This is a genomic window from Staphylococcus sp. EG-SA-2 (assembly GCF_017152085.1).
This window is the reverse complement of sequence record NZ_JACYHC010001333.1, coordinates 1-591: the sequence shown is the minus strand read 5'-3', so window position 1 is coordinate 591 and position 591 is coordinate 1. Positions and strand designations below refer to the sequence as shown.

Genomic DNA, 591 nt, shown 5'->3' with positions numbered 1-591 from the left:
TGCCTAATATTTTATGCGCAAGATTGATACCTGCAACTAAGCCGCTAGCTGCGCTTTCTACATAACCTTCAACACCAGTCATTTGTCCCGCAAACTGTATGTTTGGTTGTGAAATCAATTCATATTTTTCGTTTAATACGTCCGGTGAGTTAATGAAGGTATTTCTATGCATCACACCATATCTAACAATATCAACATTCTCTAAACCTGGAATTAATTTAATGACTTCTTTTTGAGCTCCCCATTTTAAATGTGTTTGGAAGCCGACAATATTGTAGAGTGTGCCAGCAGCGTCATCTTGTCTTAATTGAACCACTGCATAAGGACGTTTCCCAGTCTTTGGATCTTCTAATCCTACTGGTTTCATTGGTCCAAATAGTAATGTCTTGCGCCCGCGTTCTGCCATTACTTCAAAAGGCATACAACCCTCGAAATATTTTTCTTTTTCAAATGAATTTACAGGTGCAACTTCAGCTTCTAATACTGCATCATAAAAGCGATTAAATTCATCCTCAGTCATAGGACAGTTTAAATATGCAGCTTCACCTTTATCATAACGGGACTTTAAGTAAACTTTATCCATATCAATAG

1 protein-coding gene is annotated in these 591 nt (G+C 37.2%); it reads right to left on the bottom strand.

The window, feature by feature from the left end:
- Positions 1-591: methylenetetrahydrofolate--tRNA-(uracil(54)-C(5))-methyltransferase (FADH(2)-oxidizing) TrmFO (trmFO, locus tag IDG60_RS28425; protein WP_206161171.1), on the bottom strand; the 591-nt coding region annotated here is incomplete at both ends.